Here is a 22,069-nt window from a genome sequence, read left to right as displayed (position 1 = left end):
TTCGCCTCAGACATAATCAAATATATCGGAGGAGATCAGTTCGAAATCAAGAAAAGACCATACAACCTCTCCCGAATTTTAAAATGAATCAGGAGGGTGAATTTAATCACTTGTCATCTTCTATATGTGAAAATTGAAGGGGGCATAAAAATGTCTACGATGTTCGGACTGTTCGAAAAACAGTTGCGCCAGTCAGGAGTATCCGAACGCACAATCTCTAATTACATATCGACCTGGAACAAGTTTGAAAAGTGGATGTTGAGATCAGATCCGGATTTAAAAGATGCGGGTGAGGCTACACAGAAAGATATCTCAGATTATAAACGGTACATGGTTTCTTCAGGAGGAAGGAATGGTCAACCTGCGAAACCGAGTTCGATGCAGCTTACCTTTGTACACTTAAATAAGATTTTCCGTTCTTTTATGAACATGGCATGATTCCAGATAATCCAGTAGGGCCCATTAAAAAACCACCGGCAGCGAGACGAACACCCAAGTGGCTCACCCGTAATGAACAAAATGCGTTTCTACGGGAAGTAAGGGGTCAGAATAATAAAAGAGACTATGCAATTATGATGCTTATGCTTCGGGCAGGTCTACGAGTTCATGAGCTGTGTGAACTACTCAAATCCGATATTACGATGAGTGCTCGCGCTGGCGGCGTGTATATTCGGGGAAAGGGAGACAAGGATCGCGTGGTACCGCCTAATAGCGAGGTTCGTTCTGCGCTTCAAAGTTATTTTGAAGAGAGAGAAGATGAGAGTCCATATGTCTTAGTTTCTCAGCGATCAAAGAAATTGTCCGTTCGCGGGGCACAACATATGGTTGAGAACTATCGGAATCGAACAAGGATTGAACATCTTTCTTGCCATGCACTAAGGCATACGTTTGGGCATGATTTAATAAGTGCCGGTAATGATCTGCAGCAAGTGGCCATGTTAATGGGACACTATAAGGAAGATGGAACACCGAATATTCAGATGACTATGATTTACACGACTCCTGGTATCGAGGATCTAACGGCGGCAGTGGAGTCGATTAGCTGGACTTAATAATAGACAATATAACAGAAGGGAAGTGTGTGTATGCTCACACCTACAGCTAAAGCGAATATCGAGCATATGGCGGAATGGGATCAAGTTACCGTTGGGGGATATGCAGTAGGAGAAAATATACGTTTTGAAGTAAACCGTACCGACAAGATATTTACGGTTAAGATGTTCGATCGCCTTGTACTTTTAGATGAGGATTCTTTCTTAACGGCAACTGAAGTAATCAAGTATATAGACAGATTTTAGAACTCTGTCGAAGTCGATCTATGTCTGGACACTTAAAAGAACCCATTAACAAAGGGGTTCTTTTTTCTGTTCCAGCGCCCGAAGTATAGCCAAGTGACTTCGGTCCCCTAATCTTCGCGTGCAACTGATCTGAAAAATTGTAAGTGCCATTAAATGATGAATGTACTGACAATTACGCCCTTCTAAAGCATTAATCACTCGGATATATACTGGATCGCTAAATTCACCGAAAAATTCTGAAACATGAAGTAATTGAACACTCATAGGGAGCCTTATAAACTTCTTTAAAGGTTCGTCTTGATTATGTGGATCATAAAACCACTGAAATTCTTGGCTTTCATTACTTCTATGTATGGAAGATATAGATTTTTCTATAATACTCCGTGCTTGTTTCCCAATTGTAGTATCTGATTCTACGGGGAGTTGAGCAAGTATGTACTGCAGGTGCGATAGATCTAAACTAACTTTGGCCATATGATGTCCCCTTGTCTACTTTTAGCACTAAAAGGAGTTCCACTATGAATTAATATAGTGAAAGCCTTTAAACACTATAAACTACTTCGAATGTGAATTGAACTGTGAACTAAAAATTGGACAGCAAGTCTAATTCCCATTGTAAAGATCTACTCTTCCAATCGATATCAGCCTGATGTGTGGTATTCACTAAATCAGCGTTCATTTTATGAGCGGTGTTTCGTTCTTAAAGGTAGGCTTTGAAAAACAATCGTCATCTTCAAGAATACTTTAATAGCTTGAAAACTACTATGTTTATACCGATAATATATAAAGCAATTCGTCAGATTAAAATACAGATAAATAATAGAAGGAGATTTCATGAAACACATTAAAAAGATAGTTACAGCCGCTTTGTTTATGAGTTTAGCTTTAGGCGTACATAATGCAAGTGTCAGTGAAGAGTTTTAGTTTGTTTTAGCTTTACATAGTCAGTATCAAAATAACTTATATGGGAGAAGGGGTCATTGTGAAAGATTTTGTAGAAAGATTGCTCCATCAGATGAAATAATCAATCACAAATTCGGAGGGTTCAAAATGAAAAAATTTGGAATAGCACTGACTGCTGCATTGTTAACTACTAATATCTTAATGGCATCATTTGCTTCAGCTGAAGGTGATACAACTGAAACTAAACTATATAATGGTTCTGACTTCGGAACTACTGAACAATCTACAGTATCCAGTACTGGAACTACCCTTACAGATATCAACGGGCACTGGGCTGAAGCTTCTATCAAAAATGCCGAAAAAGCCGGCTATGTTAGCGGTTATGCTGATGGTACTTTCAAGCCGAATCAGGAAGTATCACGCGCAGAATTTACAAAAATGTTGGTTGCAGCATTGGGATTGGAAACATCCGGCTCAGGTAGCACTTGGTATCAACCTTCTGTAGATGCAGCTACTCAAGCAGGAATTTACGCTAATGACTTCAAAGGTGACTGGAACAAAAAGATGCCACGTAAAGAAATGACACTGTTGGCGGTACGGGCAGGAATTAGTGGATACAAAAAAGATTACGATATCAACCGTAACTTGTATGAAGGTGCTAAAGCCGGTTTGATTCAAGGTACAGCTCCTGGCGTAATTGCTCCTGACGGTACAACAACAAGGGCACAGGCAATTGTCGTAATCGAACGTGTACTCTCAGTAAAGAATGGTAAAACTCTTGCCTCTGATAAATATGCTACCGCAGAAGCTGAAATCCTCTGGCACAAAACAAATATATACACAATGTTGCCGAGATACTTTAGTTCTCCTCAATACGGGGATTTCAATGATTCCGTAATGTCGTATTCTATCAAGAATGGTAAAGCTGTTTGTTCTATCGAAAAATTCGTTGTTATTGATTTAGACAATCCTAAAGACCCTAACATGAAATATATCAAAAACAACGATTTGGCTTGGTTGAATAATAAATATCATAAACTAAAAGACACTAAAAATGGATACGCTGTTTTGGCTATTACCGATATCAACATCAAGGAGAGCCTCAATAATAGCCATCTGGATGTATGCAGTATCGCACTATACAACGAAGATTGGTACGAAACACCACAAACATCCGGAAACTCTATCACAAGAAGTCATGGAGTAGGTATGTGGAATAGTAAATTCGAACAGCTGTATTTTTCCTTTGACGCAACTAAGACTGGAAAATTCAAGTGGATTTCGGGTTACGTGCTACCTAAAGGTAATTTCACATCTAAAAAAGAATTTAGACTTAACTTCGACCAAGGTGGAACAGGATCAAACAGCAGAAGTGTACCTCTACTGAACTCTGTGCTTAATCCAAAATTCAACCAGTAGGTAGATAAGTTGAGAAACAGAGTAAAATTACTTCTATTGACACCGGCTGTACACCCAACCTTCTTCCACTCGCATCTCGCCAACCTGAAGCAACAACTCATCGAGACAATTATCCAAGAGGAAACTGACGGTGCGGACTTATCTGAGACGTTGACTCAGGTCGTTGCGGTGCAAGCTGAGCATTTATTGAATAGCATGAACGCATTCGAATCCCGATATGGATTTGACTTAGGAAAAGCCTTCTGACGCAGTATAGAATTGTTGAATTGTCATTTCCACGTACCGAATTTACAGAGACAGGAGAAAACTTATGTTTAAAAAATTAGCGCTATGCGGAGTTATGATACTAGGATTGTTAAGTTCTTTTAATATGCCCAATGCTCATGCTGAGACGACTGTAACCTATGCAATTGATCCCAAATACATTCTAGCTGAGCCTTTCAGCGAAGGGTTAGCTGCAGTATACGGAACCGGTGGATGGGGTTTTGTGGATAAGAACGGAAAGGAAATAATAAAACTTTCTTATACAGGGGCAAAAAGCTTCAGTGAAGGATTAGCCCCAGTTAATGTTGCGGAGTGGGGCAAAGGCGATAAATGGGGTTATATTGACCAGACGGGAAAAATCGTTATCCAGCCGAAGTATTCTATTGCAAAGCCTTTCGTTGGAGGATATGCCGTTGTTTACTCTAAAGATCGTAAAGCTGGAGTAATCAACAAGCAGGGGAAAGTAGTAATAAATTTGAAGTATGATAATATTAAGCTTTATGACGGTATTGCAATTACAGATATTCGTCCAACTAAAGAACAAGGCTATAGTCAAGCTCTTGATATGACTGGGAAAGCATTATTTAAATATCCATCAATCGGAATTTTCAAGGAAGGATTAGGTGTATACGCTACATATTCAAAACGTACGCCTCGTTATGGATTTATTGATAAAACAGGAAAAATAGTAATAAAAGCAAAGTATGAACAAATACTCGCATTTTCAGAGGGACTAGCCCCCGTTAAACAAAACGATAAGTGGGGTTTTATCGACAAGCAAGGGAAAGTCATTATCAAACCTCAATATTATGATGCTCTTCCATTTAGCGAAGGGTTAGCCGCAGTAAACGGAACCGGAGGGTGGGGCTTTATCGACAAAAATGGAAAGAAAGTCGTTAAGCCGAAATATTATAGTGTCAAGGCATTTAGTGATGGGTTAGCAGCTGTGGAGTTAAGCAATAGAAAATGGGGGTTTATTGATAAAACAGGAAAAATGGTTATAGATGCCCAGTTCTTTAATGTAACAGAAACTAATAACCTCAATGACACAGGCGCATTTCGGGAAGGACTTAGTGCAGTTTTTGTGAGCAATAAAGATAATAAAAGATGGGGATATATTCTAAACCCTTTAAATAAACCGTAATGTTCCTTCCGAGTGAGCAAAGCTAGAACTAAAAGCTGCAAAATTATTTCTGTATGAAATACTAAAAAGCTGATGGGATCGTTGCAGAAATGCTGACGATCCTTTTTTGTATACCTTTACAGACGGTAGAAAACAGAAAAATATTCAAAGAATAAATCATTACTCATGATAGCTCATTAGCTAAAGGACAGGATCACTCTTCTCCCTATGAACACAGTTTCCAAGCAATGTCAACGATGCTGAGAACAAGGATGAGGAACTAATGCCGCATCTTCCAGTCGTTGCAACCAGGTGCGACGTAGAAGCTCTGACGTTGCTATTTAAAGCGTTTAGAGAAGATGCCCTCGGCTATACAGCAACAACAGAGCGAGCAGATCGTAGAACTAAAGACAACCATGCTACAAATGCAGGAAGATAATCAAACCATGCATCGTCAGCTCCAGGATCAGATCGAGGAACGAGATCGAGTAGTCACTGAAACGTTACATGTCATCAGCGAATCAAAAAAACAAATTGCAACAAACAAAAAAGCTGAATCGAAATCGTTATGGAAACGAATCTTCAACCAGAAAATCGTCTATCATTCTAAAAACAACAATTCAGGGGAGGATGACCTTAGATGTATTTTTATGACGATAAGCATGAAGCTAATTTCGCAAAAATGGTAGAGCGGTTTCCGCTTTCGAAGAATGACAATGAATACAAAGTAGTGTGCTACGTGATTGCACACTCTGAGATTTTTGAAAAGGCTACACGATAAAATTGGAATGACATTTTCGACGACTGGATGGAGCAAGAGGACTTTTCGACAAGCATTCGTTTATTAATAGATCTGGCGTTACATTTATTTGGTGGAGGTAGTCATGCATTTAAACTTGCAGACGGAATCGCCGCCTGGGAGACTGCAAATTTTCAAGTATTTCAAACAGCATGCGAAATTTGAAAAGGCTGGTCATAACTTCAAAAGGTCACGCTCCATATTTGCTCGAATTCGATCATAATCTCTGATTTGATATCGTGGAACAATAGCAAAAAAACGGCTCTGTTCGCATCAATTGTGCGAGAGCCGTTTTGTCCGTTTTTCTACATCTCAATTACATTCCAGTACCATTCTGTAAACAAGTATGTATCATATTTACTTGTTATCTGTTCAAGAACCCTTTCCCAATTGATGTTATCAAAAGATTCTCTATCAATAGCGACACGAAAGTCCTCTTGCTTATTATCAGTTACGCCGTTCCATAGAATAAGACGTATGTTGGATACATTTTGATAAGCTTCTGTACCAAATATTTTTTGAGAGCTGTAGATAAACGTATACATGGCAATGTCATGAAATTGAACAGTGTCTTTAGCATTGTGGTTGATAATAAAGGAGTTATGCACCCAAATTTCTAATGTTCCGTCAACATTCAATACTGTTTCAATATCTTTGTTGGTTACTTCTTCGGGAAATCCATATTGTTCCTTTTCTATTGCTTCTAATAAGCTCGATTTTACGATAGCATTTGTACTTGGTGTATCTTCTGTAGCTTCTACAGTAGCTTCTTCTATAGCTTCTACAGTAGCTTCTTCTATAGCTTCTACAGTAGCTTCTTCTATAGCTTCTACAGTAGCTTCTTCTGTAGCTTCTACAGTAGCTTCTTCTATAGCTTCTACAGTAGCTTCTTCTGTAGCTTCTACAGTAGCTTCTTCTGTAGCTTCTACAGTAGTGTCTTCTGTAGCTTCTACAGTAGCGTCTTCTGTAGAAGCTACAGTAGCTTCTTCTGTAGTTGTTTCGCAAGCTGTAAGAGATAAAGTAAGAATTACGGATAAAAGCATAAATTGGAAAAGTTTCATCTTCTTTTGTTCCCTCTCTGTTAGTTATTTTAATAAAACGATTCGACATATTCCAAGAAATTTCTTAACTATTCGTCATAACAAATAACCAAACATGACATTAGGAGGCATCATAACCAAAAAACCAAAAGCAATGCTCAAATTGATCCAAATACGACGATCAGCGGCAAATTTACCTCCGTAGAACATTCAAAAGAAACGGCTCTGTTCGCATCGATCGGCGAAAGGGCCGTTTTCGTATTTTTACCGTATTGCTCCAAATTGCTACCCGATCCCGTTGCTGAAAAGGTTGGACATGTATTTTCACAAAAAATATGGGGTTTAGTACATATGTACTAAGGCGTAGCTGGCTGTTTACCAAAATTAACGTATTCTTTTCTAACAACAAAAAATCATTAGACAAAGATTTATAAAATTGTTGTCCTTTCACTACCGCCTCATACAAGTCTTTGACTTGTTCCCTGATCGCCTCTTTATGTTTATCTATGTAGCTATACTCTTTATTCAGTAAGTCTTGATAGAATTGATTTTCTAAAGAAAAGTCCATCCATGCAATTTCAGTTTGTATAATCGGGTCATGTTATTAATGTGAATCATCGCCAAAGGTTTCGGAGGTGTAACACTATCATCCCAGATTTTAAATACGAAATATACTGTTTGTTCAAAAAATCAGGGACGAAGTATAAGAACGCCTGTTTAAAGGACGTTTTATTTTTTCTTATGTGATGAATCGTAATTAAAAGCCCAATCTTTATTCAGAGTGGGCTTACACGCGCCTAGTATGTATTATTCTGGTTGCCTCTTATTTCGTTTTCCTAAGTAAACAAGTCCACTAATTATAGCACCACCTACAAGGAACCAATACCAATATGTAACTACGAATGCGAGGGCGACCATGCCTACCAACATACATCCAATAAACGTAGCACCTATCGCCTTAAATCCGTAATAGGTAATGTTTATAAACCTATTTAAAATGACAAACACAATGAGACCAAGTACAAGGCCGATAACAATGCTTACTCCATCCATAGCTAAAAATCCTCCGTTAAATATTTCATGTCTCTGGAACTACATCTAGAATCAGTAGTTATATTATACCAGTATTATAGAACTACTTCTATATAAAAATAAACAGTCTGTACGCCGAAGTAGCAAATTAAAGAAGAAGAGCATTAAGCAACACGTATCGGATCTGGAGCGCGGATAGAGAACAAGTATTCAAGCTGGCTCCAGTATACATATGGAAGTAACATTCTGGACTTTTATTCCACAGAAATATACACTAAACTGACATATTAACGTAAGTCAATATGATCATATGTGGTGAGGGGTTTTAAGGTAATGAGTGAAACATTGAGTAGAACATTTTGGGGATTCTGGATTATTGCCATCGTGGTTTTATTCGGATGGCAAGCAGTAGCCAGTGATTACAAAGATGTATACAACATAAAAGTTGTTTTGGCATGATGGTCTGAATACCACTTCTGACCAATTATTAAGCCTCACAGAAAGTGATGTAAGTACTAGTGGCGCAAACGTTGTTGCATTAATTGAAACTATACATCCGTCGCTTAAAAAATCAGAAGCAATAGAAAAGAGAGCATTAGCTACAGCATTTGGAGAAAATGATCTACGTTATCATCTGAAGTACGCATCGGGTAATTTTGTTCCGACCACACTCGATTTCTCAACCAATATTCTTTATAACTATTCTTATATGATTAATACACCTTCAAAACTAGTACATAATTTAAAGTTAGACTTTACTCTAGATGACGTATTTATGAGTGGAAGTAAGCTAGACCAATTGCATGGGAAGTTTGTGGTACTGACTTATGTCATTTGGGACATTCTACATACAGTTGTTGGATTGGGATTGGCATTCATTATGCTGTTCATTGGCGGCATATTCGGTCTTCTTTTTCATCCAATTCATAGTATATTCAACTTCTTCCCAACAATGTGGCAGATAGTTGCTACAAGCTGGCATGGGTTGTCCAATTTATTCAACTTGTTTAAATAATACAACGAACCTTTGTATTATTCGTCAATTATTGTCTGTCTGCAAGAAATTGGGAAATTGGCAACTCATGAAATTGTAGTGCTACCTGGATGTTCCTAAATGCTCCTACTGTGGTATAATAAAAGTATAACAAGTGTAAAATAAACAAAAGCCACGATGCTGTAACATCGTGACTTGTCTAACAAAGGCCGGTGGGCGACCACGGCGAATTTCAATCAAACGAATGAAAAACCACCGGATTGCAAGGCGACCAACCTAATCCCGGTGGTTTTTCTTGTTCCGCGCTGCTTTCCACGCACTACATAAGGCTATTAACCCCACTGCAATACTAACTAGCTTATCGCTAATTTCAAGAAAATGCTGCACGACTTCAAGAAGTGACACGGCGTCACCCCCTCTCGGGTAAGCTTCGCCGTGCCGATAATCCCACCGGTTACTTTGTCTTCTTTATTATACCATAGTCAGCCTATTTAACGCTCTAATTCAGGCGTTGATTTTGATTTTGGTACATCAATAACATTAGACTTCTCTTGTACCTTGGGTTGTTCGTCTCGATCAGCCGAAGCTGCAGCCACTTCTTTAGCAACTGCCAATATAGAACGTTCGCCTTCTTTATTCAATGACTGCGTTTTTGTTGCTTCCTGTATGCGTTCCCTATTCAATTGATGATCTATCTCACGAATAATATGATTAGCGTTTTTTTTGGATCTCACCCAGGGCTTATTTGGCCAATTGAATATCTTTTGACCAGGTCGTAATATAACCGGCGCTGTAGGCTTCCGTATCCACCCCGTAATACTTTGTGACCATAAAGGCCGTGGCTTCAGCCTGGGCTTCCTTATGCTCTCGTGGCAAGTCCTTCAAAGGACTGTCCATGCGGTGGAGCAGCGAATGGACATACTCTTGGAATAATGTTTTGAACTTCATTGTCGAATTTTCAATAGCAGGATTGATCCGGATGGCATGATCCTCACGATCATAATATCCACGCACATAAACAGAGGGGCTAATATGGAGAGTAGACGGTAAATCCCTGCAAGTCGATGATGGTTCAGTGAAATCCTCCCTCTCAGTCTGCGAGGATCACGCGATGACACCTAATGCTTGTCGGACTCAACATACTGCTTCTAACGAGCAGTATGTTTGTTGTTTTATTCAGTTTTGTTATAAATAGCAAAAAAAGGCCACTGCAAAATGCAAATGGCCCTTTAAGCAAACTTACATTTACGTTTACATTTACATTTACGTGTACTTAATTGTAAATGGTAAAAGAATGTACTTATATGGTTGTTTTGCTACACTTGAAGCATAGGTTTTCTGTTTCATCACAATTAGTGTGTAGTGTTTTGTCTCGATTTCGTTCGTGCTGATATGAGCCATATATGGATTGGGATTGATACTAAAGAGTACGCGATAAAGATTAAATTGAATATTGTCTTATGCTGGAAAGTTTGTGCTTGGATATAATTGCAGGAAAAATACATAAGTATTGCCGTAACGAAAACATATTTGTTGTATGCTTCTCGATTCGTACTAATTCGCAGGAATACCGCATGAAGCCACGCCACAAAAGATAAAATGGCTATAGTGAAGATTGCTGCCATTCCTTCACGCTCCCTTCTAATAATATAGTACCCAAAATTGAGAGTTTTAGCCCTGTATTGTATTCAGAAAATTGGATGTTTTTAGTTACAGTTACTATCTAAAAGGGTTCCTCTTTTTGTTTCACATCGTTGAACAATATTATGTAACTAATGACTCCTAAGTTTCACGTCTTACCTGGAGAAGGGTGAGTTCCATTAGTTGATGAATCTATTGGACATTGAGCTGTAACAGAAAAAAAAATAATTACGTAGACGTAAACGTATATGTTAATCGATATAAATAAAAATAAGCGCTGTATTCCCGCAGTTCATCGTCCCTAAATCCCAAGCGACCCCGGATAAGTCGTCCGGGGTCCATTGGGATTCTTAACGGAACTAGCAGGGAAGCTAAAGACATTGGGGCAGTGCTCATACATCATAGGCATTGCTTCGCTCCGTTTCACTCCACTTCACAATACCCACCATGTACTACGAAGCAAATAAGGAACCATGACTCCATTACGCTTCGCTTTATTCCTTCATCGTTCCAAAAAACGTCCGGGTAGACCTTTGAAGTAAAACCTTAGTTTGCATAATCGAAGAAGAAAAACAAGGCACGTTCGCAGTATCCTGCGTGCAGCCTTACCATATTCCGTTTTCAAAGAGATCATTCACATACCGTAGCCATCTAGTCGCATGGGATCATACAGAACCTCTCCGGACAAGGCGAAAAATTATTTGAGAATATCACTCAAATAATTTTATCGTCCCTTCGGGCAACCTTGCCCTGTGAGAACCTATATGATCTTAAATCTGCGACGGCTACGGTATACGAATGATTTTACTCTTTGAAAACTTCATAAGGTAAGGCAAGTCAGCAAGCAGGAAACTGCTCACAAACCCTAAAGGATTCCGCTCATCGCCGCTAGGGCTAGACAAGCAAACGGTGCCGAATGAGGGTTAGGGCAAAAAAAAGTTAACTCAAATTAATGGATTTTGGAAGGAGGTGATATCGACATGGGTACTGAGGCATTGCGTAATCAGATTGAAGAGTTGCGAGAAGAACTTATTCATTTAGCGGAACGGATGGGTTTAACAGCGATGGAAGTTGTGGAGAAATCGCAAAAGTTGGACAAAGTGCTAAATGAGTATGATCGACAAAATCAAAGAAAAAAATAAAGCCCGTTTGTTTAGCAGAACAAACGAGCCGGGGCGAAGATTTGAGACCCCTTCGCCCTTCCATTATATCACATAAGGGAGAGGTTAACATGAGTGAAAAAATCTATGAAATGATTACAAATAAAATGATTGAGCTTTTGGAAAAAGGGGCTGTTCCTTGGCGCAGACCGTGGAAGGTGGGTGGTGCTGTGAACTGGAAAACTCAGAAGCCTTATCGAGGGATTAACACCTTACTACTTGAACCCGGCGAATATGCAACTTTCAAGCAGATTAGTGAAGCCGGGGGAAAAGTCAAAAAAGGCGAAAAGTCAGAAATCGTCGTGTTTTGGACATGGCTTGATAAAGAGGACAAAGACGGTGAAAAGGTGAAAATACCGTTCCTTCGATACTATAAAGTATTTGAGATCAACAGACAATGCGAAGGGCTACAGAGTAAAAGGAAGGATGAAATATTTGACCATGATCCTATAGAAGTAGCGTCACGGATTTGTGAAGAATACCAGAATGCTCCTCCTGTTCGATATGCATCTGGTCGTGCGTTTTATCGTCCAGCTGACGATATTGTGAGCGTTCCGCCTATCTGTGATTACAGTAAACCAGAAGAATATTACAGTACATTATTCCACGAGCATGTACACAGTACAGGCCACGAAAGCCGTTTGAATCGTTCAGGGATTACAGAGCTTGCAGCCTTTGGAGATGAGAGCTACAGCAAAGAGGAATTAGTTGCCGAAATAGGTGCGGCGATGCTTTGCGGTGTGGCTGGCATTGATAACAGCACCATGGAGAACAGCGCGGCTTATGTGGCCAGTTGGTTACGTAAGCTGAAAGACGATAAGAAGTTAGTCGTACAGGCTGCAGGGCAGGCACAGAAGGCCGCAGATCATATTTTAGGCATATCATTCCAAGACACAGCTTCCGAGTAATCAGAGCGAGCGACACACGCTAATCCCATGCCCTTTCTCCGTTCTCTTAGCTAACCATATATAATCCTGGTGAACAAGGTGGGAAAAAATTTGAGAATGGCGCTCAAATTTTTTCCCATCCCTAAGGGCAGCCTTGTTCCCAGAACATATATGGTTTAAACGCTATGACAGCGAAATGGACATGGGATTAAACGCTCTTTGACAACAGCATACGAAAACGGCACTTATTTTGTTCAGTATTTTTCTTCAGTCGATTACGTTCCTGCTTAATTGGTCAACGCAAAAATACAATGACCGGAAATAGGAAGACCGGCAGCGGCCGCCAGGCTGCTGCCCACATCCGTCATTTTAGAGCCAAGAGTAGGAGGAAGAACATGAAAACTCATAAACTATAAATTTTAGCAGCTGTGACTGTGTGTCATGACATTTATAAAAAAATGGTCTTTGTCTTGAATGGACAACCGGTTAAAATATACTTTCTACCAATGAACGAGTACCGCGAAATGGTTGATAATCTCACAACCTGCCCGAACTCATGAATGGGCTGGTATGCTGAAAGGTCGATGAAAGAAAGCTTATCTATTATTGAATTTGGACGGTGAAAGTTAATGAGTATCACTTGATTGATAACTAACAAGATCCAGGAACTAATAGATGCGGTCATTACTGAACATGTCGCAACTTTTGAAATGGATATTTCCTCTTATTGAAATTCGTGGCTAGCGAGAAGCTAATTAATTTATTGCGCCGGGTTTCACCCGGCGCATAAAGGAGAATCAGAAAGCATGAAGAGTGTTCATAAAAGCAGCTTAGTACTGAATGATAAAGTCATTTTGTTCCCTCAGAAGAAACCTTCTTTTGTTGAATACCTAACCGCGGAACAGGAAATGAAATATTTCATGCTAAAAATGGCTGTGCCGGTGATTCCTGGTTTGGAAGATAGATTAATTCGAGCGGGTAAAGCTGCTGATAATTGTTTGCGATGGTAGAAAATCAATTATTTGGAATTAAATAATGGGAGCTGGTGAGCTGATGGACTTGAAATGTCGCATTGAGGTTGAACGGCAGTTACTTAATGAGCTGGCCACGAACTATGGTATAAATGATTCGAGAACAATAATGAAGTCCCAAGAGCTTGATTTAGTGCTAAATCAGTATAATGAGTTGATAAAAAATAAAAAGCCGACTGCATAAGCAATCGACTTAGGGTGAAAAACTTTACCCGGTCGCTCCCCCTTCCTATTTTATCATACATCACTGAAGTACACAGCAGGGTTGAAGTCATGGAAAGAGAGGGTGGATAAAAGAATGGTGATATATACATGCCCGTATTGTGGTGTTGAGCTGAAGAGTGAAAACGGTGCGTATTACTGCTGTTTTTGCGAAATGTCTATTACTACCGAAGATGCACAGGAGAATGGTGAGCGCAAGCAGATCCCTTTCCTGCTAAGCAATGTTACCAGTTCAGATGCAGAAGAGAACACCATACAGCTCATGCAAAGATCAACGAATGATTTAATTTTGATGCTTCGTTTGGTTCGTCAGAAGCGGGCCAATTTCTATAACTATTTGAGAGTTCTTAATAAGGCCAATGAAGAACAAAGTGATTACCAGGAACATGCCGCGATATCAGGCAAGGACTATGAATATTGGACACGTAAGGCATGGGTACTGGAAAACATATTGCGCGATCGCACTGGTGTATTTCCTGAGAAAATAACGGATGACTATTTACTTAGTTTGTCCAGGAGAGCTGACAAGATCAACGGCAAATCTATGAAAATAAGAGCTAAAAAACAAACCATTAAAGATACACAAGGCTAGCACGCGGGTGCTCTCTCCGATTCTAAGGAGATTCGCTCCATTCTATAGCGCCCACCGGCGCACCATTGATAGGTATTCAAAAATGTAATTTATTTTCTTATGTTGTGTATCTTTGGTAACATAAATTAATGAATCTTTGCCGGTTATAGGAGGATAAAGCACAGGGGAGTGATGATATGTGCTAAATGAGAAAAAATCTTCGAAAGAGTAAGGGAACACGTTCCTTGATATGAAAGCAAAACCGTGGGAGTAGCCCGACAAGGTACTATTTATATTTTCCGGAATGTGGAATCCGATCGGTCATTTGAGCGATGCCGAATATCTGACACGCTATAAGCTTGGTAGAAGTGACTCTGTAGAGCCGCTCAAACGCTCTACAGAGCGGCAATGGGTTGAACAGGAAGAAAGGTACCAAGTATACGTAAATGCCTTTCAGATCGATTTATGCCTATCCTAAAAGTTTATTGGCAAGGGAATCGAACTGACCTAGGAGTGTATTGGGCCATAAAGCTAGGGAGTTAGAAGAAAATGAGTCGTCTAATCTTAAAAGAATTGATCAGGTTTACGAGATGATCAAGGGAATTAGTATGATATTTGAAGTTAGGGCTGGACACAGCCCAGTAGGAACAGAGTCCATATATTTCAAAACAGATGATTCTATTTTCTGGAATGGGTGCTAAGGAGAAAATATGAACATGAAGTCTAAGCAATAAGCGGCTCATGCATGAGCTGTTTATTTTTGTTTACTGATCAAAATAGATTGGAAAAGATTATAGATTATTTATCCACACCGTCTAACTATGCCATAAAACATCACCTGGGATAAGAATATCCCTAACGATACTCTTGTTGTATTGGACTAGCAAAACCATGTAGTACCTATCGATGCTGTACAGCGCAATAGGTATTAAAAAGCAACTAGATGGCCACTACGTTAACTAGTGGTTTGTTCAACGATTTATTAGGAGTTGAATTTGAAGTAGGGATACATTTTTATAAGCAGTTAAGAGAGGGTTTAGTAGATCTATAATCCTTCCTTGTCATCATAGCTCCTTTATTGACGATTGTTTGAATTAGGACTGCAATTGCTGCTACGACGCCGATGAAGACGGTAGCGGTGAATCATGGCGGAAACTCCATCGCCCACTGGCAATTTGTTTCATAGTTTTGATGAAGTCAACATCACGGCTATTTTTATCATACCCAATGTCCTTTATTAGTCAGGTCGCAAATTAGAAGTGCCAATGTAATATTTGAAAATGTCCCTACTTATTACTATGATTGATTTTTTCTAATTTAAGTCTGTTGATAACGTATTTTCGTTGTTGACCGACGATTAATTCATAACTACTATATAGTGATATATAGGAATGTAAACCTAAATTATGGATTTTTGCGAGGGGGTGATGTGCTTTGGAATCTGCTAATTCTATTCGATATGAACTAATGCAGTATATGAAAATCAAGAAATTTAAATATTCCCAATTTTCTGAAATAGCGGGTATCAATTCAGGTACACTTAGCCGGATTTTACAGGGGAATAAGTCTATATCTATGAACCAGCTGGTTGCCATTACCGCTGGGATGAGGCTACCTGAAGACTATTTTTTCGAGGATTACATAGAAGAATGTTTTTCTTTAGTTATATCTATACGACGTATACGACCTTTTATTATTCGTTGTGCTGAACTAGATCGTTTAGATTGTGTAGAACAGATAGTAAATCGTTTACTGGATGACCTTGCCTATGTTTCTGTGCTTTTTGAGATTGCTGAAGAGTTGTATGAGAACAACAAACGCTTTGCGGCTAGGGTTTTATACAGAAGTGTGAGCGAAACTGAGAAGTATCAACACTCTGAACGGTTGGCGCTGTGTCAATACCGCTTATTTCTTATTGATTTAGGAGAGAACCTGGAAGGAAATGTTCGCGCAGCAACTCAATTTGAGTTATACGTCTATCGTCTTGATGAAGCGAATCAAATTGAAGCCTTAAAACAGCTGATGCACGTTTTCGGGATGGGGCATAAATGGGCAAAGGTCGATGCCTTAGCTAAGGAAATGCACCGAATCGCAACCATTCGATATGATTTGCAATGTGGCTCTGGGCGACTAGTAGAAAGTCAGAAACGGACGGAACAGCCTTTATATTACTATATTCTTTATGCTAACTTGGCCCGATCTACAGCTAGTGAAGAGTGCGGAGACTACGAAAGAGCTTTAGAATTCGTCTCTAAATATGCTGCGGGGGAAAGTTGGATACAGGAAAAGGATGAGGAAGCCAGACATATCATTAAACAATTTTCAGAATGGGCGGTTGCGAACACCTTTCTTTATCGCTTAATGTCTGGAGAAGTGGGTGTGTTGCATGAATATGTAAATTATATAGCGTCCCATGAGGATGAAATATTCATTGCTGTACGCCATATGGTTCAGGCGGCGAATTTGTATAAGTTAAACATTGATAACATCCTGGAGCGCTTTGCATCGTATATACCATATCAATCGAACAAAACAGAATTTGGCCAGTATAAGCAGGCCATTTTGAAAGAGAGCTACGCCCAGTTTCTTAGTGATCTTGCGGTATACCGTTTGGATCAAAGAGATACCATCTTGAGCATTACGGGAAGCTTGGTCCACAATTAACAACTTAGGTACTTCTTCTGAGAACCTGACAGCCGCTGAATCCCGTGTCCGTGACGTGGACATGGCGAAAGAAATGATGCAACAAACGAAAAACAACATCTTGGCTCAAGCATCACAAGCCATGTTGGCACAAGCAAACCAACAGCCACAAGGCGTTCTGCAATTGCTTCGTTAATCCAAGTTTTTACCAAAAGGATCCTAGGGAATCTAGGATCCTTTTTCTTTTTGCAAGTCTGAAAGTGCGATGAAGCAAAAAGGCATTACAGAGATTAACTTCTTGTAACTTTCTTTATTTGGAAAATAGATTATAATGGGATACAAAATGGAGCATTCTTTGTAACTACCATCTCTTTTAATTTAATAAAAAAATGAGGAGGTAATACCCATGCCATTAATCTATATGAAAAGGATCTGGACCCCTCTCGAAATTTTTGGACTATCAATTTATCGAGGAGAGGGTGGGATTTGGTACTCCAAAAGAAGAAACAAACCTATGAAGAAGCTCTTTGATTCAAAGTGAAATGATTTTTACCTTCGCTACCGCAATTCAACATCTTTTCTCCTGAAATCGTTAAGTTTTTCACGCAACTTGCCGATAAATGGTATAAATGAACAGTTTCTATTTTAACATTATGGAGTGTTTACATTTTAAATGAAGACTTCTTTAAGAGGCAATGAATCAATAAGAGCCTATATGGACGGAAGGATTACATTATTTTATGATTGAAAATGACTCTGGTCAGGAGAAGATATCTACCTTTATATCTGACTTACGAAATGATTTACAAAATGTGCTAATCAAAATACAACAAAAAAGATACATTAAGTATCAACCTCGATACTTGGAGCACGTATATTTGCCAGCAATAAAAGAAGCTCAGCTGAATATTTACTTGCGCCCAGGAGTAGGTAATCAACATGCTAGATGGGTAAGGCAACTTATGCAAGTGAAAATGAAATTAGAATGGACTTAAAGCAGGGCGAAAATACGTTTTATGCTGATGTTAATTAATACATACATGTTAATTGAAAAGACCAACTACTTTATCAAGCTAAAGACAGGATGGTATGAAATGAGACGAACAGCAATCTTAGCTTGGTGCATCCTTCTATTTTTAGGGACTTGTGTAAAAGATGTTAGACATATTCTAACGGATTTTCAGTTTGTGATGAATTTTCATCCAGAATGGTCTGAGTTTTTGCATAAAGACAATTACCGATCCACCTCATATATTATTCAAAAGATAGGCCACTTTGGTGGCTTTTTTGTGCTTTCGGCACTAGCCAGTAATCTTGGGCGGTATAAAAGTGGATTAATGTTCGCAATAGGGTATGGTATATTTACCGAGCTTATTCAGCCCTTTTTTAGTCGGGATGGGCGGATTCTCGATATGTTCATTGATGCTGCGGGTGCAGTGCTAGCATATATTATCGGTAGTAGGATTTCCAGGGATAATCATCTGATAAATGGTAAAAAAAGCACGAGAAATTAGGTGTTTTATATCGAAAATTGTACACTTGTGTTACAATTTGGATAGGAAGGAAGTACTATTATTTGTTCTTATGTTCCAATTGCAAAAAGACACCCTTATTTTAGGAGTTTTTAAAATGATTGATATTCATAGTCATATCATCCCTTTTGTTGATGATGGACCACCCGATTGGGATATTGCTATCCAAATGGCAAAGCAAGCCTACGCGGATGGTATTCGGGGGATTGTAGCCACGCCCCATCATAAAAGTGGAAGATACATCAACCCTGGTCACGAAGTAGTGCAGTGGGTTGGATTATTAAATGAGAAAATTCAGGAAATGAACATGGATTTGGTTGTATTCACAGGCCAGGAAGTTCGAGTTCACGCTGAGTTACTTGCCAGCCTAAGAAATGGTGACTTATTAAATTTACATGAGTCCCGCTATATGTTGTTAGAGTTACCCTCTACCAGCGTACCCACATATGCTGAGGACATAGTGTATGAGCTTTCTTTGCTAGGTATCCAGGCAATTATCGCTCATCCAGAGCGAAATGCAGAAATTGCAAACAATCCGATGTTGTTAAGTCGTCTTATCGAAGCTGGGGCTTTAAGTCAAATCACGGCCCAATCCATCACTGGCCATTTTGGGCGGAAGCTTCAAAAGATTTCACTGCACCTATGTAAATTGAATGCAGTTCACTTTGTAGCGACAGATGCACATGATCCGGTGAAAAGGGTGTTCTGTTTATCTGAATGCTACCATTACATTGAGAGGAAATTAGGGGTTGAGTGGATTCACTACTTTAAGGGAAATGCTGAAAAGGTTATTAATGATGAACCAATTCATCAACCAAGGGACCAAATAAAAGAAAAAAGATCAGGGCTTTACAGTAATTTCCTTGGCAAATTCCGTTAATCGGTTTAAGATGCTTTAATGGAATATACTGAGGCCAAACTTTATATTCAAATACATATCCAGAGGTGGAAAACGTGACGATTAAGAAGAAGATTACAGTATCAACACTAGCTGTTAGTATGGCAGCTGCATCGATAGCCGGTTTACCTTTAAGCAGCAAAGGGCTAGCGAATTACTTTGGTAGTACAGTAGTTTCAGCAGCACCTAGTTCGAACTTGGATAATGTGAAACAGAGATTAGACCGTGTTTACGGAGCACTAAATGCTAGTGATAAACTGAAGTTGCAGGCATTACGGACTGAGATTAATACCAAGATTACTAAAGAAAAGTTTGAGCAGATCGTGGGTCCTGTACTGCCACAATTAAATGATTCGGGAGTCTCAACGGATACATTGTTTGATTTCTTTACAGCCGTTAGCACATTAACGTACGATCCATCCTATGATAATTTAGTAGCGATTCGTAACAATCCTACATATATTACCGCGATTAAAAACATTGGACAAGCCGGTGGAATTGATAATTTAACCGTTGATGACTTGGTTGAGGTAATCATGGGCGGTAATGGTAGTGTAGGTGTTGAAAAGAGCTTGGTTAATTTGATAAAAAACAAATCATTGGTAGAACTAAATAACATACTTAACAATAGCCAAGCACGTCATGATTTGCTACGTGAGGCGTTCCAAAGTGTTTCTAATAACTCTATTGGAAACACGACCGTCTCTAGTGTGCTTTTTAATCTAGGTATTACTGATGAACAATTAGCGACCAGTATCATAACTACAGAAAGTGCGCTCGACAAGGATATCGTAAAAAGCGCATCGCTAGTCTTGGTCCTTGCTTATTTAAAAGCAGAGGGCATTGATATTCCTTCTCCTGGAGGCGGGAGTGAGACCCCCCCTGTTGAGACCCCAGGTGGAGGTGGGAATACTGGCGGTGGAGGAAGTGCCGGCGGTGGAGCCTCAGGAGGAGGTGCAGTTACACCAACACCAACACCAACACCGGGATTAAGTGGATCCTTAGAATCTTTGCTGAACGTAGATGTTTCCAAGTTGTTTATTATTCAAGATGGCAAAGCAACGCTGCAATTGAATGATGCAGATATCCTTAATGTGATCGAAGCAATTAAAGCTGCAGCTGGAGCTCAACAGGATCTCACTCTATCCTTGGATCTTGGAAAGGTAGAAGCAAGCACAATCTCGACGCCGATTTCTAAAACGATCTTAAATGCTGCTAAATCTGCTGGAATTAAAAATATCGCTGTAAAGGTAAATGGATTAACGATTACACTTCCTTTGGAACAGTTTGAGGCATCATTAAATCTGGTCATTACAAAACAGGAGGATACCACAGCAACCTCTTTAACAAAGCTCCAATTGGCATCCGATGTCTATGAGTTTGGAGTTCAAGAAGATGGGAAGCAGATAACATCGTTCCAGAATCCAATTACGATTCGAATTCCGCTTCGTGATATGAATGTGGATAAAGAATTACTTTCAGTTGCAAAAATTGTGAACGGCTCTCTAGAATTCCAAGGTGGAGTTGTGGATGGCCAGTTTATTGTTGAACCAAGGGATACATTCTCGTCCTATGCAGTATTCGAGAACAAGGTTATTTTTAATGATATTAGCAGCGTCGAAGCTTGGGCTGGGCGTCAAATCCAAGTAGTAGCAGCTAAAGGAGCTATCGAAGGTAAAGCAGCTGGTGTCTTTGCACCCAAAGATGCGGTAACAAGAGCTGAATTTGCGAAAATGCTGATTCGTGCACTGAATCTCGAGAACAGCTCTGCATCAGAATCATTCAGTGATGTCAATGCATCGGATTGGTTTGCTCCATACGTTGCAGCTGCGGTTGAAAAGGGGATTATTCAAGGCCGTACATCGGAACGTTTTGCACCGCAGGATCAAATCAGCCGTGCAGAAATGGCAACAATGATTTCTCGGGCATTGAAAACAACTGGAAACTTGGAGGAAGTCAAGGATGTTACTTCTGTGTTGAGTCAGTTTAGTGATGCGAGTCAAATCAATAATTCACTGAAAACTGATGTTGCACTGGCTGTATCGAATGGAATAGTTATCGGGGCAAACGGAAAGTTCAACCCTAATATCAGTGCAACACGTGCAGAGGCAGCAGTGATGATCTACCGAACAATGAACTTTACAAAATAATAAACACCATTAATAAAAGATACCTCTTCTCACGTGGATGAGAGGAGGTATCTTTTGGATGGGCTGCAATATGAAGTTTGGGCACCAAGTGAAAATAAATAAAATGGGCTCATGGCCGGATTTGTGAAGAAGGCAGTCACCACAACAACCATTCACAAAAGGAGAATCCACCATGAGCTACACACATCTTTGCATAATGGGACGCAGCAAGCTAGAAATCCCTCATCAACTGGAGGGAAGTGCGAGAGACTAGCATCCTGCAATCTTCAAAGGAAAACTTTAGGCGACATGGTCTCCCGAGCATCATGGAGTGTTTTAAAGGCAAGCGGAAGAAACCTGTGTAGACTAGCGGTACATCTGCCGCAGCTATCCCGTCTCCCAACGCTATAAAGAGGTAGACAACTGGTCGTGGAAATGCAATGGGTTCTTTTTCATAAGAAGTGTCACTCTTGGTTTGGCAAT

At 39.6% G+C, this 22,069-nt stretch carries 23 protein-coding genes and 1 pseudogene; 19 read left to right on the top strand and 5 right to left on the bottom strand.

Features of this window, described 5'->3' with window-relative positions; genetic code table 11:
- Positions 1-150: 150 nt before the first annotated feature.
- Genes HP552_RS08805 through HP552_RS08795 form a run of 3 tightly spaced genes read left to right on the top strand, consistent with a single transcriptional unit; the run spans position 151 to position 1,298 of the window.
- Complete coding sequence (locus HP552_RS08805) at positions 151-438, top strand: phage integrase N-terminal SAM-like domain-containing protein (protein ID WP_175395159.1); 288 nt, start codon at positions 151-153, stop codon at positions 436-438.
- Positions 435-1,052 carry a tyrosine-type recombinase/integrase gene (locus HP552_RS08800; protein ID WP_175395158.1) on the top strand — a complete coding sequence of 206 codons (618 nt, stop codon included), beginning with the start codon at positions 435-437 and terminating at the stop codon, positions 1,050-1,052. Before HP552_RS08805 ends, HP552_RS08800 begins: the two co-directional genes overlap by 4 nt.
- Positions 1,053-1,085: 33 nt before the next feature.
- Positions 1,086-1,298: a hypothetical protein gene (locus tag HP552_RS08795; protein WP_175395157.1), complete on the top strand. Its 213-nt coding sequence runs from the start codon at positions 1,086-1,088 to the stop codon at positions 1,296-1,298.
- A gap of 45 nt (positions 1,299-1,343) precedes the next feature.
- Here the strand turns inward: HP552_RS08795 and HP552_RS08790 are convergent, their stop codons facing one another.
- Positions 1,344-1,772 (bottom strand): hypothetical protein, encoded by a 429-nt coding sequence (locus HP552_RS08790; RefSeq protein ID WP_175395156.1) that lies wholly within the window; start codon positions 1,770-1,772, stop codon positions 1,344-1,346.
- 576 nt (positions 1,773-2,348) lie between these two features.
- On the opposite strand from HP552_RS08790, the gene HP552_RS08785 reads away from it, so the two are divergent.
- The 3 genes from HP552_RS08785 (at position 2,349) to HP552_RS36010 (ending at position 5,788) form a co-directional block, all read left to right on the top strand.
- Entirely contained in the window at positions 2,349-3,620 is a 1,272-nt protein-coding gene (locus HP552_RS08785) for an S-layer homology domain-containing protein (protein WP_175395155.1), read from the top strand.
- Between the two features lie 310 nt (positions 3,621-3,930).
- The gene (locus HP552_RS08780) at positions 3,931-5,028 is read left to right on the top strand and encodes a WG repeat-containing protein (RefSeq protein ID WP_175395154.1); all 1,098 of its coding nucleotides are present in this window, start codon (positions 3,931-3,933) and stop codon (positions 5,026-5,028) included.
- Between the two features lie 619 nt (positions 5,029-5,647).
- The gene (locus HP552_RS36010) at positions 5,648-5,788 is read left to right on the top strand and encodes a DUF2538 family protein (RefSeq protein WP_512698965.1); all 141 of its coding nucleotides are present in this window, start codon (positions 5,648-5,650) and stop codon (positions 5,786-5,788) included.
- A gap of 323 nt (positions 5,789-6,111) precedes the next feature.
- Here the strand turns inward: HP552_RS36010 and HP552_RS08775 are convergent, their stop codons facing one another.
- On the bottom strand, positions 6,112-6,867 hold the full coding sequence (locus HP552_RS08775) for a hypothetical protein (protein ID WP_175395153.1): 756 nt from the start codon (positions 6,865-6,867) through the stop codon (positions 6,112-6,114).
- Between the two features lie 172 nt (positions 6,868-7,039).
- Positions 7,040-7,435 (bottom strand): type III toxin-antitoxin system ToxN/AbiQ family toxin, encoded by a 396-nt coding sequence (locus HP552_RS35770; RefSeq protein ID WP_376768948.1) that lies wholly within the window; start codon positions 7,433-7,435, stop codon positions 7,040-7,042.
- 776 nt (positions 7,436-8,211) lie between these two features.
- Between HP552_RS35770 and HP552_RS35345 the strand changes: the two genes are divergently transcribed.
- Both HP552_RS35345 and HP552_RS08765 read left to right on the top strand, forming a co-directional pair.
- On the top strand, positions 8,212-8,337 hold the full coding sequence (locus HP552_RS35345) for a hypothetical protein (protein WP_281366025.1): 126 nt from the start codon (positions 8,212-8,214) through the stop codon (positions 8,335-8,337).
- Positions 8,324-8,893: a hypothetical protein gene (locus tag HP552_RS08765; protein ID WP_175395151.1), complete on the top strand. Its 570-nt coding sequence runs from the start codon at positions 8,324-8,326 to the stop codon at positions 8,891-8,893. Before HP552_RS35345 ends, HP552_RS08765 begins: the two co-directional genes overlap by 14 nt.
- A gap of 470 nt (positions 8,894-9,363) precedes the next feature.
- On the opposite strand, the gene HP552_RS08760 is transcribed toward HP552_RS08765, so the two are convergent.
- Together HP552_RS08760 and HP552_RS08755 are read right to left on the bottom strand one after the other, a co-directional pair.
- On the bottom strand, positions 9,364-9,555 hold the full coding sequence (locus tag HP552_RS08760) for a hypothetical protein (protein ID WP_175395150.1): 192 nt from the start codon (positions 9,553-9,555) through the stop codon (positions 9,364-9,366).
- A 58-nt stretch (positions 9,556-9,613) separates the two neighbouring features.
- Positions 9,614-9,820 carry a hypothetical protein gene (locus HP552_RS08755; RefSeq protein ID WP_175395149.1) on the bottom strand — a complete coding sequence of 69 codons (207 nt, stop codon included), beginning with the start codon at positions 9,818-9,820 and terminating at the stop codon, positions 9,614-9,616.
- A 1,673-nt stretch (positions 9,821-11,493) separates the two neighbouring features.
- On the opposite strand from HP552_RS08755, the gene HP552_RS08750 reads away from it, so the two are divergent.
- From HP552_RS08750 to HP552_RS35580, 11 genes and pseudogenes are all read left to right on the top strand, one after another.
- A complete protein-coding gene (locus tag HP552_RS08750) occupies positions 11,494-11,655 on the top strand; it encodes an aspartyl-phosphate phosphatase Spo0E family protein (RefSeq protein ID WP_175395148.1) in 162 nt (53 codons plus the stop codon).
- Between the two features lie 89 nt (positions 11,656-11,744).
- Positions 11,745-12,581 carry an ArdC family protein gene (locus HP552_RS08745; protein WP_175395147.1) on the top strand — a complete coding sequence of 279 codons (837 nt, stop codon included), beginning with the start codon at positions 11,745-11,747 and terminating at the stop codon, positions 12,579-12,581.
- 785 nt (positions 12,582-13,366) lie between these two features.
- Positions 13,367-13,570: a hypothetical protein gene (locus HP552_RS08740; protein WP_175395146.1), complete on the top strand. Its 204-nt coding sequence runs from the start codon at positions 13,367-13,369 to the stop codon at positions 13,568-13,570.
- A 25-nt stretch (positions 13,571-13,595) separates the two neighbouring features.
- Positions 13,596-13,775 (top strand): Spo0E family sporulation regulatory protein-aspartic acid phosphatase, encoded by a 180-nt coding sequence (locus HP552_RS08735; protein WP_312884247.1) that lies wholly within the window; start codon positions 13,596-13,598, stop codon positions 13,773-13,775.
- A 114-nt stretch (positions 13,776-13,889) separates the two neighbouring features.
- Positions 13,890-14,405, top strand: a complete 516-nt coding sequence (locus HP552_RS08730) for a hypothetical protein (RefSeq protein WP_175395145.1) — start codon at positions 13,890-13,892, stop codon at positions 14,403-14,405.
- Between the two features lie 1,413 nt (positions 14,406-15,818).
- Positions 15,819-17,048 (top strand): helix-turn-helix domain-containing protein, encoded by a 1,230-nt coding sequence (locus tag HP552_RS08725; RefSeq protein WP_175395144.1) that lies wholly within the window; start codon positions 15,819-15,821, stop codon positions 17,046-17,048.
- A pseudogene (locus HP552_RS08720) lies at positions 17,041-17,223 on the top strand (flagellin); the annotation flags it as partial. The gene HP552_RS08725 and the pseudogene HP552_RS08720, both read left to right, overlap by 8 nt.
- Before the next feature lie 544 nt (positions 17,224-17,767).
- A complete protein-coding gene (locus HP552_RS08715) occupies positions 17,768-18,022 on the top strand; it encodes a sialate O-acetylesterase family protein (RefSeq protein ID WP_175395143.1) in 255 nt (84 codons plus the stop codon).
- Between the two features lie 99 nt (positions 18,023-18,121).
- Positions 18,122-18,541, top strand: a complete 420-nt coding sequence (locus HP552_RS08710; RefSeq protein WP_175395142.1) for a VanZ family protein — start codon at positions 18,122-18,124, stop codon at positions 18,539-18,541.
- A gap of 115 nt (positions 18,542-18,656) precedes the next feature.
- The gene (locus HP552_RS08705; RefSeq protein ID WP_175395141.1) at positions 18,657-19,439 is read left to right on the top strand and encodes a tyrosine-protein phosphatase; all 783 of its coding nucleotides are present in this window, start codon (positions 18,657-18,659) and stop codon (positions 19,437-19,439) included.
- A gap of 74 nt (positions 19,440-19,513) precedes the next feature.
- Entirely contained in the window at positions 19,514-21,607 is a 2,094-nt protein-coding gene (locus HP552_RS35580; protein WP_175395140.1) for an S-layer homology domain-containing protein, read from the top strand.
- Positions 21,608-22,069: the final 462 nt, after the last annotated feature.

It is taken from the genome of Paenibacillus xylanilyticus (assembly GCF_013359935.1).
GTDB classification, from domain to species: domain Bacteria; phylum Bacillota; class Bacilli; order Paenibacillales; family Paenibacillaceae; genus Paenibacillus; species Paenibacillus xylanilyticus.
This window is presented reverse-complemented; position numbering and strand designations above follow the sequence as displayed.

What these genes read in the sequence shown, in the direction of transcription:
- HP552_RS08745 (WP_175395147.1), top strand. Translation starts at nt 11,745, where the DNA reads ATGAGTGAAAAAATCTATGAAATGATTACAAATAAAATGATTGAGCTT.
- HP552_RS35345 (WP_281366025.1), top strand. Translation starts at nt 8,212, where the DNA reads ATGAGTGAAACATTGAGTAGAACATTTTGGGGATTCTGGATTATTGCC.
- HP552_RS08715 (WP_175395143.1), top strand. Translation starts at nt 17,768, where the DNA reads ATGATTGAAAATGACTCTGGTCAGGAGAAGATATCTACCTTTATATCT.
- HP552_RS08780 (WP_175395154.1), top strand. Translation starts at nt 3,931, where the DNA reads ATGTTTAAAAAATTAGCGCTATGCGGAGTTATGATACTAGGATTGTTA.
- HP552_RS36010 (WP_512698965.1), top strand. Translation starts at nt 5,648, where the DNA reads ATGTATTTTTATGACGATAAGCATGAAGCTAATTTCGCAAAAATGGTA.
- HP552_RS08795 (WP_175395157.1), top strand. Translation starts at nt 1,086, where the DNA reads ATGCTCACACCTACAGCTAAAGCGAATATCGAGCATATGGCGGAATGG.
- HP552_RS08730 (WP_175395145.1), top strand. Translation starts at nt 13,890, where the DNA reads ATGGTGATATATACATGCCCGTATTGTGGTGTTGAGCTGAAGAGTGAA.
- HP552_RS08755 (WP_175395149.1), bottom strand. Translation starts at nt 9,820, where the DNA reads ATGAAGTTCAAAACATTATTCCAAGAGTATGTCCATTCGCTGCTCCAC.
- HP552_RS08785 (WP_175395155.1), top strand. Translation starts at nt 2,349, where the DNA reads ATGAAAAAATTTGGAATAGCACTGACTGCTGCATTGTTAACTACTAAT.
- HP552_RS08805 (WP_175395159.1), top strand. Translation starts at nt 151, where the DNA reads ATGTCTACGATGTTCGGACTGTTCGAAAAACAGTTGCGCCAGTCAGGA.
- HP552_RS08705 (WP_175395141.1), top strand. Translation starts at nt 18,657, where the DNA reads ATGATTGATATTCATAGTCATATCATCCCTTTTGTTGATGATGGACCA.
- HP552_RS08740 (WP_175395146.1), top strand. Translation starts at nt 13,367, where the DNA reads ATGAAGAGTGTTCATAAAAGCAGCTTAGTACTGAATGATAAAGTCATT.
- HP552_RS08790 (WP_175395156.1), bottom strand. Translation starts at nt 1,772, where the DNA reads ATGGCCAAAGTTAGTTTAGATCTATCGCACCTGCAGTACATACTTGCT.
- HP552_RS08800 (WP_175395158.1), top strand. Translation starts at nt 435, where the DNA reads ATGATTCCAGATAATCCAGTAGGGCCCATTAAAAAACCACCGGCAGCG.
- HP552_RS08750 (WP_175395148.1), top strand. Translation starts at nt 11,494, where the DNA reads ATGGGTACTGAGGCATTGCGTAATCAGATTGAAGAGTTGCGAGAAGAA.
- HP552_RS08710 (WP_175395142.1), top strand. Translation starts at nt 18,122, where the DNA reads ATGAGACGAACAGCAATCTTAGCTTGGTGCATCCTTCTATTTTTAGGG.
- HP552_RS08775 (WP_175395153.1), bottom strand. Translation starts at nt 6,867, where the DNA reads ATGAAACTTTTCCAATTTATGCTTTTATCCGTAATTCTTACTTTATCT.
- HP552_RS08735 (WP_312884247.1), top strand. Translation starts at nt 13,596, where the DNA reads ATGGGAGCTGGTGAGCTGATGGACTTGAAATGTCGCATTGAGGTTGAA.